Origin of the sequence: Psychrobacillus sp. NPDC096623 (assembly GCF_044762655.1) — a bacterium.
Lineage (GTDB): Bacteria > Bacillota > Bacilli > Bacillales_A > Planococcaceae > Psychrobacillus.
This window is the reverse complement of record NZ_JBIWER010000005.1, coordinates 284,330-291,492: the sequence shown is the minus strand read 5'-3', so window position 1 is coordinate 291,492 and position 7,163 is coordinate 284,330. Positions and strand designations below refer to the sequence as shown.

Annotated in this window: 7 protein-coding genes, 16 tRNA genes and 2 rRNA genes; 21 read left to right on the top strand and 4 right to left on the bottom strand. The window is 39.8% G+C overall.

All coding sequences use genetic code 11. From position 1 onward, the window contains the following. The 18 genes from ACIQX2_RS15185 to ACIQX2_RS15100 form a co-directional block, all read left to right on the top strand. A 23S ribosomal RNA gene (locus ACIQX2_RS15185) occupies positions 1-145 on the top strand; the annotation flags it as partial. A gap of 117 nt (positions 146-262) precedes the next feature. Next, a 5S ribosomal RNA gene (rrf, locus tag ACIQX2_RS15180) occupies positions 263-378 on the top strand. Between the two features lie 8 nt (positions 379-386). Beyond that, positions 387-461 (top strand) — tRNA-Asn (locus ACIQX2_RS15175). A 5-nt stretch (positions 462-466) separates the two neighbouring features. Beyond that, a tRNA-Ser gene (locus ACIQX2_RS15170) sits at positions 467-558 on the top strand. Positions 559-582: 24 nt separating this feature from the next. Beyond that, positions 583-657, top strand: a tRNA-Glu gene (locus ACIQX2_RS15165). 170 nt (positions 658-827) lie between these two features. Continuing rightward, positions 828-903 (top strand) — tRNA-Val (locus tag ACIQX2_RS15160). A 169-nt stretch (positions 904-1,072) separates the two neighbouring features. Beyond that, a tRNA-Met gene (locus tag ACIQX2_RS15155) sits at positions 1,073-1,147 on the top strand. A gap of 3 nt (positions 1,148-1,150) precedes the next feature. Continuing rightward, positions 1,151-1,226: transfer RNA gene (locus ACIQX2_RS15150), tRNA-Asp, on the top strand. Between the two features lie 140 nt (positions 1,227-1,366). Next, positions 1,367-1,442: transfer RNA gene (locus tag ACIQX2_RS15145), tRNA-Phe, on the top strand. A gap of 9 nt (positions 1,443-1,451) precedes the next feature. Further along, positions 1,452-1,527: transfer RNA gene (locus tag ACIQX2_RS15140), tRNA-Thr, on the top strand. A gap of 7 nt (positions 1,528-1,534) precedes the next feature. After that, positions 1,535-1,618 (top strand) — tRNA-Tyr (locus tag ACIQX2_RS15135). 10 nt (positions 1,619-1,628) lie between these two features. Next, positions 1,629-1,702: transfer RNA gene (locus ACIQX2_RS15130), tRNA-Trp, on the top strand. Positions 1,703-1,727: 25 nt separating this feature from the next. Next, positions 1,728-1,803 (top strand) — tRNA-His (locus tag ACIQX2_RS15125). Positions 1,804-1,841: 38 nt separating this feature from the next. Beyond that, positions 1,842-1,917: transfer RNA gene (locus ACIQX2_RS15120), tRNA-His, on the top strand. 1 nt (position 1,918) lies between these two features. Next, positions 1,919-1,990 (top strand) — tRNA-Gln (locus ACIQX2_RS15115). Positions 1,991-1,997: 7 nt separating this feature from the next. Continuing rightward, positions 1,998-2,072, top strand: a tRNA-Gly gene (locus ACIQX2_RS15110). Positions 2,073-2,082: 10 nt separating this feature from the next. After that, positions 2,083-2,156, top strand: a tRNA-Cys gene (locus ACIQX2_RS15105). A 31-nt stretch (positions 2,157-2,187) separates the two neighbouring features. Then, a tRNA-Leu gene (locus ACIQX2_RS15100) sits at positions 2,188-2,269 on the top strand. Positions 2,270-2,475: 206 nt separating this feature from the next. On the opposite strand, the gene ACIQX2_RS15095 is transcribed toward ACIQX2_RS15100, so the two are convergent. Then, positions 2,476-3,324 (bottom strand): MBL fold metallo-hydrolase, encoded by an 849-nt coding sequence (locus tag ACIQX2_RS15095; RefSeq protein ID WP_402852134.1) that lies wholly within the window; start codon positions 3,322-3,324, stop codon positions 2,476-2,478. 202 nt (positions 3,325-3,526) lie between these two features. After that, positions 3,527-3,931, bottom strand: coding sequence for a nuclear transport factor 2 family protein (locus ACIQX2_RS15090; protein ID WP_402852131.1), 405 nt, complete (start codon positions 3,929-3,931; stop codon positions 3,527-3,529). Between the two features lie 332 nt (positions 3,932-4,263). Here ACIQX2_RS15090 and ACIQX2_RS15085 point away from each other — a divergent pair, with 332 nt between their 5' ends. The 3 genes from ACIQX2_RS15085 (at position 4,264) to ACIQX2_RS15075 (ending at position 5,575) form a co-directional block, all read left to right on the top strand. Beyond that, positions 4,264-4,659, top strand: a complete 396-nt coding sequence (locus tag ACIQX2_RS15085; protein WP_402852128.1) for a VOC family protein — start codon at positions 4,264-4,266, stop codon at positions 4,657-4,659. 81 nt (positions 4,660-4,740) lie between these two features. Beyond that, positions 4,741-5,121 carry a DUF1801 domain-containing protein gene (locus ACIQX2_RS15080; protein WP_402852126.1) on the top strand — a complete coding sequence of 127 codons (381 nt, stop codon included), beginning with the start codon at positions 4,741-4,743 and terminating at the stop codon, positions 5,119-5,121. Beyond that, positions 5,114-5,575, top strand: a complete 462-nt coding sequence (locus ACIQX2_RS15075) for an SRPBCC family protein (RefSeq protein WP_402852124.1) — start codon at positions 5,114-5,116, stop codon at positions 5,573-5,575. The genes ACIQX2_RS15080 and ACIQX2_RS15075 overlap by 8 nt, the downstream gene beginning before the upstream one ends. 67 nt (positions 5,576-5,642) lie before the next feature. Here ACIQX2_RS15075 and ACIQX2_RS15070 read toward each other — a convergent pair whose 3' ends face one another. Further along, entirely contained in the window at positions 5,643-6,014 is a 372-nt protein-coding gene (locus ACIQX2_RS15070; RefSeq protein WP_402852121.1) for a VOC family protein, read from the bottom strand. Positions 6,015-6,168: 154 nt separating this feature from the next. Beyond that, entirely contained in the window at positions 6,169-6,951 is a 783-nt protein-coding gene (locus ACIQX2_RS15065) for an alpha/beta fold hydrolase (RefSeq protein ID WP_402852119.1), read from the bottom strand. Positions 6,952-7,163 lie beyond the last annotated feature (212 nt).

Here is a 7,163-nt window from a genome sequence, read left to right as displayed (position 1 = left end):
CTAAGCACGAAGCCCCCCTCAAGATGAGATTTCCCATTACGCAAGTAAGTAAGATCCCTCAAAGACGATGAGGTAGATAGGTTCGGGGTGGAAGCATGGCGACATGTGCAGCTGACGAATACTAATCGATCGAGGACTTAACCAAATTTGTTTAACGTAACAATGTCGTTTATCCAGTTTTGAAAGTACAAATAAATTATAAAAAAGCTTGTAATAATATCTAGTTTTGGTATAATAAATATTGTCTTTTAAATTAATAATGTCTAGTGATGATGGCGAAGAGGTCACACCCGTTCCCTTACCGAACACGGAAGTTAAGCTCTTCAGCGCCGATGGTAGTTGGGGGTCTCCCCCTGTGAGAGTAGGACGTCGCTAGGCTGTATTATTCCGAAGTAGCTCAGTGGTAGAGCAATCGACTGTTAATCGATTGGTCGTAGGTTCGAGTCCTACCTTCGGAGCCATTTTTGGAGAGCTGTCCGAGTGGCCGAAGGAGCACGATTGGAAATCGTGTAGGCGGGTTAAACTGTCTCAAGGGTTCAAATCCCTTGCTCTCCGCCAGATAAGTTTTCTACATAAAAGTATGGCCCCTTGGTCAAGCGGTTAAGACACCGCCCTTTCACGGCGGTAACACGGGTTCGAATCCCGTAGGGGTCACCATTTATTTCAATGAAATTGACGCAGAGATGCGAAGCTGATCTTAAGTAAAATTAGGATAAGCAAGCAGGTCAAGGAAACAATTGAGAGAATGAGGGAGCGTACTTGAGTACGTGACCGATTGAACGAATGAAGTTGACGCAGTGATGCGAAGCTTATCGTAATTTTACCCAGGAGGATTAGCTCAGCTGGGAGAGCATCTGCCTTACAAGCAGAGGGTCGGCGGTTCGAGCCCGTCATCCTCCACCATTTCTTTTAGAAACATTAGTAAGTATTATAGTGTTAGTAATTTTTTTAACGTCGCGGGTGGAGCAAATCGCTTCACGAAGAAAGCGATTAACACCGATGCAGGCAAAGCCGAAGCAGGTGTCCTACATATCATGAGCGTAGTATCATGGTGTTTGCAAGTTTTTAACGTCGCGGGGTGGAGCAGTGGTAGCTCGTCGGGCTCATAACCCGAAGGTCGCAGGTTCAAATCCTGTCCCCGCAACCAAATGGTCCCGTGGTGTAGCGGTTAACATGCCTGCCTGTCACGCAGGAGATCGCCGGTTCGATCCCGGTCGGGACCGCCATTTATTATTTTTATTTGAGATTTAGGATAAGCAAGCAGGTCGAGGAAGCAATCGAGCGAAAGAAGGAGCGTACTAAAGTACGTGACTGAAAGAGCGAGTGTAGCTGACGAAGAGATGCGCAGCTTAGCATAAATCGAAGAGGCTCAGTAGCTCAGTCGGTAGAGCAAAGGACTGAAAATCCTTGTGTCGGCGGTTCGATTCCGTCCTGAGCCACCATATTTATACGCCGGAATAGCTCAATTGGTAGAGCAACTGACTTGTAATCAGTAGGTTGAGGGTTCAAGTCCTTTTTCCGGCACCACTATAGTGGTGGGGTAGCGAAGTGGCTAAACGCGGCGGACTGTAAATCCGCTCCTTCGGGTTCGGCGGTTCGAATCCGTCCCCCACCACCAGTTTTTATATAGGGGCATAGTTTAACGGTAGAATAGAGGTCTCCAAAACCTTTGATGTGGGTTCGATTCCTACTGCCCCTGCCAAATTTTAAGTTAACTTTGAATAATGGCGGTTGTGGCGAAGTGGTTAACGCACCGGATTGTGATTCCGGCATTCGTGGGTTCAATTCCCATCAGTCGCCCCATATTCCTTTTGAGTTAGCTCTTTTTTTATTTAACTATGGCGATTGTGGCGAAGTGGTTAACGCACCGGATTGTGATTCCGGCATTCGTGGGTTCAATTCCCATCAGTCGCCCCATTGGGGTATAGCCAAGCGGTAAGGCAATGGATTTTGATTCCATCATGCCCTGGTTCGAATCCAGGTACCCCAGTTTTTTTGCGGAAGTAGTTCAGTGGTAGAACACCACCTTGCCAAGGTGGGGGTCGCGAGTTCGAACCTCGTCTTCCGCTCCAATTACTTTTCGGCGGCATAGCCAAGTGGTAAGGCACAGGTCTGCAACACCTTTATCACCGGTTCAAATCCGGTTGCCGCCTCCAATTTTTATATTACTGCCTTTTATTTTAGCTTGCCGGTGTGGCGGAATTGGCAGACGCGCGGGACTCAAAATCCCGTATCTTCGGATGTGTCGGTTCGACCCCGACCACCGGTATCAGTAGACGAAGATACATTTCGTCTAATACATAGTAAAAGCTCACAAACCTTTATTTAAAAGTGTTTGTGAGCTTTTTGTATTTTATTAGTATTCGAATTGGGACGGTAGATTTTAAAGCGGGTTACACTTTTTATACTGCTTGAAAAAGTAAGCTTTCTTGTCCGGAAAATTTGTAATGTTTAAAACAACGAAAACGATATATGTTACGCATAACCATTTACAAAGTACCTGATTATTTCTAAATCGTCTTCAATCAAGTTACGTCCAAAATGAGAGGACATCTCTTCTGCAATTGCCTCCATTTCCCCTTTATGTTTATTCGTTAATTCAGCACTTGTCTCCAATAAAGAAACAAAGGAAGCAAATTCATCCTTTGTCAAAGGTGCTGGATGATGAGATAGGAAGAAGATTTCCGCTTCATAATCTTTAATCTTCTCCAGAAGGTTATGCATCTTTTCAATGGTATAATGCCACTTATCTGCGTACATATTTGCATAGAGACAGTCACCAAGAAATAGCATTTTTTCCTCGGGTATATAAATGAGATTCGAATCAGACGAATGATCTCCACCAACATGTTCAATGATACAGGTGACCCCACCTATATTCAGTTTTATTCGCTTTTTAAAAATGATAGTGGGATCTGGGATGAAAATCTCTCGCACATTTCCAAGCTCTAGCTTTATCGCGTCTGCACAAAACGGAATTTCAATTCCTGCTTCGACACGGCTATCCAATTCCATGTCTCCCCATGATAACTCTTGTAGTTCTTTTACTTTGTCGTAGGTAGTGAAATTGGCAATTGAAGGCATATCCATTTCACCTAAGCCAAATACATGATCCCAGTGCCAATGTGTAAGAGCCAGAATATCCCCAGTGACATCATAGGAAGCTAATTGCTCTTTAAAATGTTTAGCGTGCATAGAAGAATTCCCAGCATCAATTAATAGTGTCTGATTATCCCCTACAACAGCAGCTAATATTGGTCGATCTGTTTTTTGATATGGGGGCAGGTAGAAGAGACGATCTGAAAGTTTTTCTAATGTTTGCATGAATTCATACTCCTTTAATAACGTTTCAACGTTCATTATATATTACTATTTACAGAGATGACAAAACTATGTTAAAAGAGTTTTAAATTCAGTATTCGCTGTTATCGTCCACAGGTATCATTAGAACAAACAAATAATTAAAAGAAACACTCACAAAGTTGTTAAGTTAACATTTGTGAGTGTTTTTGTATTTCAATTTTTATTAAAACATCCCATTCTCATTTGGAGAATCTTTGGGTATCGGTTGACCTACATCCCACATTTCAACGATTTGGTTATCTTTGAAACGAAAGATATGTACTACAGCTGCTCCGGGATCTTCTGACCTTTGCTTTATGTGTGAGTATACAGTAACTATATCTTTTTCTTGGATCGCAAGTTTTACTTCAAGTTTTTTAGTAGCGTTTTCAGTAGCATTTTGTTCCATCGCTATCATTAGTGATTTGGAGTCACCTGCGAAAAATGGGTTATGATGAAGAAAGTCAGGACCAATGTATTTCTGGAATGCTTCTCGAACATTTCCAAATGCTACATTCTGAAGAAAAGATATAGATTTCTCTTTAAGAGAGAGGGAACTTGACTGTTGTTCAATGCTCAGCTTACTCATCCTTTCATAACTAGAGTTTTAACTTTTTAGAGAAGTTTAAGTTATAGAAAAGTTTATGTCAACCCTCGTTGAGAGAATAGGTGGTAGGACAATACTTAAGCATTATCTTTATCAAGTAATAACGACATGGCAGTATGATATACTCTAGAAATGCTGCAAATTAGTGGATGCAAGGTCTTGTAGGTTTTAGATACATGATAGCATTCTTAGAGAAATGAATATAGCATCAATCTTAAATAAGTTTTTTATTTTAAAATTGATTTAATTTTCAAACTTAATTACAATATTAGAGAAAGTAAAAGAGATTTGTAAAGTTAAATTGGAGGGGAATTATGGGGAGATTAGTACATTTTGAAATTCATGTGGATAACATGGAGCGTGCAAAGAAGTTTTATGGGGAGATTTTCGGATGGAAATTCGAGGACTGGACTGAGTATGCTGGAATGCCTTATTTTGGCGCTATTACTGGTGATGCAAGTCAACTTGGTATTAATGGAGCTTTAATGAAGCGTCAAACTCCTCCACCTGAACAAAACCAGCCGATGAATGGCTTCTCTTGTACATTGGGCATAGAAGATTATGATTCTACGGAAGCTAAAATTATTGAGCATGGTGGGAAAGTAGCTTTGCCAAAGTATGCACTACCTGGAATGGCGTGGCAAGGATATTATGTTGATACGGAAGGTAACGTTTTTGGCATACATCAGCCGGATGAGAACGCAAAGTAGAAACCTTAATGTCAATTATCGGCGTTTGAGATTACTCAGATCTCAGGCGCTTTTTCAATGCTATCATGAAGGAGGTACATAGTGGTTGATAACCTAAGAACAATTATAGAAGTAGATCAGTTTATATTGGGTTTGCCAGAGGATATCCAAAGCATTTCGAATGCTTTAAGAGAAATTATATTAGATACTTCACCTGATCTAGTGGAGGAATATAAATGGTCAATGCCTAACTATTCGTATAAAGGGTTAGTATGTTATCTACAAACTGCTAAAAAACATGTTAATTTAGGCTTTCAAAAAGGAAAAGAACTTGTAGGTACAGACATAAATAATTTATTACAGGGGTCTGGAAAAAGTATGAGACATATTAAGATTACAAAGTTAGAGGAAATTCAAGCAGAGGTCTTTCGCTCACTTATTCAAGCTGCCATTACTTTAAATGAAGGAGAAAATAATGACTAATTTAGATATAGTATCAATTGTAAATGTTGGTATGCTTATAAGAAAACCAGTTGCCGAGGTGTTTCAAGCTTTTGTTGATCCGACTATTACAACAAAATTTTGGTTTACTAAAAGTAATGGAAGATTAGAAAAGGGAAAACGTATTCGTTGGGATTGGGAAATGTACGGTGTATCAGCAGAGCTTGAGGTGAAGGAAGTTGAACAAGACAAACGAATTCTTATCCAATTTGATGATGATACAACTGCTGAATGGCTTTTTACACCAAGGGAATCAGAAGGTACATTCGTCGAGATCAAAAATTACGGGTTTAAGGGCAATTCCTCTGAAATCGTAAATCAAGTAGTAGACTCAACAGGTGGATATACGATTGTTCTTTGCGGCTTAAAGGCATGGCTCGAGCATAATGTTGTTTTGAATCTAGTGGCAGATAAATTTCCAGATGCTAACGTATAAAAATTAGCAAAAGAAAAGCAGGTTCTTCGTTGAACCTGCTTTAACATAGAAATCTTTTTCAGTTTACTTATCTATGCTGATCTATTAGAATCTGATTGCCATCTGGATCTTCGAGTGTAAAATGTGAAGGTCCTTCTGTAGTTTCATCAGCTTCGGTTTGCAGTTTTATTCCTTTTTGTTTGAGCTGTTTTTGAAGTTCGCGGACATCAATAAAAGACTCCAGATTTTCGGCATTGCTATTCCAACCTGGGTTAAAGGTTAGAATATTCTTCTCGAACATTCCTTGGAACAAGCCAATGATTGTATCTTCGTTTTTCATAATTACCCAATTTTGAGCAACTTCACCGCCAAATGTTTTAAATCCTAGCTTTTCATAAAATTCTCTTGAAGCATTTATATCTTTCACGTTCAAACTTACTGAAAATGCACCTAATTTCATATTTCTCCGCCTTCCACACTTAATAACTGAAAATTTTATCAATTATTAGTATAGAATAAACTTATAATATTTACTACCGTTTTAAAAACTAAAAAAGGTTCACAGAGTAGCAGGGAAGTCTTACAGGTGACTCAATTATTAGTTCTCATTCTTATTATCCGACAAACTGCTTTACAAGCTCGTTAAACTTTTCTCGTTCCTCCCAGAAAAGCCCATGGCCGCTGTAATGAAATGGAACGAGATGCGAATTTTTTATCTCCTTGTTAAGTATTTGAGCTTGTTCATATGGGATAACCTTATCATGTACACCATGTACGATTAATGTAGGTACTGTTATTTTGGGAAGATCTGCATCAAGCTTTTCATCCCTCAGCGTTTTAATGATGGCTGCGGTCGACCATCCTGCTGTCTGTAGCCCGAGCCCTGTAAACCAGTTGGAGAATGGGGTTGAAATATATTGAAAGAAAAAAGTATCTGTTACACCTTGCATCATTTTGGGGCGGTCATTTAATGTTTCTGTTAGCAGTCTGTTGGCAGTTTCTTGTGTAAATCCAGTGGGAGCTGCGGCATCTACTAGGATTAGCTTTGATACTCCGTAAGCGTTATGACGAGCAGCATAGCGAATAGCGATGGCTCCACCAGTCGAGTGGCCAACTAGTGTGAAATAGTCTAGCTGCAGTGCTCTAACTACGGCATGAATATCATCCGCTAGTCTATCAAAGTTATAGCCATGCATTGGTCTATCTGACTTTCCAAATCCTCTCCAGTCAATACCAATACAGCGGTATCCCATTGAGGGTAGAACATCAAACTGATATTCGAATTGTTCATGGCTTAATGGCCAACCATGTAAAAATACAATTGTCTTACTTGCATTAGAGTTGATATCCTCTACAAATAAATTTACTCCTTGCTCTACGTTTACAAAGTAACCCACACTGATTCCTCCATGAAATAGCATTTTAAATATAAGATACTCGAAAGTAACCATATGGGTGAATACCTATTTCTAATGAGTAAGTATAGAACAATGAATAGCAATTCTAGTCCGCAAATGGCAAGTATGACTGTCGCACTCCAACATATAAAATAGAGAATGATAGGCATGCCTTAATCCACATTGTATTAAAGTAGGATATTTGGTATATT